General features: G+C 42.0%; 1 protein-coding gene. It reads right to left on the bottom strand.

Going from position 1 to position 276, the window contains the following annotated elements:
• Positions 1–4: 4 nt before the first annotated feature.
• Positions 5–276 (bottom strand): hypothetical protein (locus tag ACPYOG_RS19460; RefSeq protein WP_481295773.1); only part of this gene is annotated, 272 nt, incomplete at its 5' end.

Below are 276 nucleotides of genomic sequence, written 5' to 3' on the forward strand. Positions count from 1 at the left end.
TTCCCTACCAATTGTTTATCCTTATAAAACGGCTGCTCTCTTCGTTTGCTGAAAGCCTGTAACTTCCTGCGCCCGCAACTATCTCGTTGGTCCACGAAAGTTGATCATTTATGGTATAGATCAGCTTTGGACGGATCGGAAGAAGGCCTGCGAGCTGTAACTTTGGTGTGATTTGATAATCAACAGATATAAAAGGATTCAATTGATGTCCGTAGAACTGCCTGTTGTACGAAATCCCCCACCCTGTCTTAAGTTTATCATTATGCTGAATAGTAT

This window comes from Leifsonia sp. HAY1-4F, assembly GCF_056755275.1.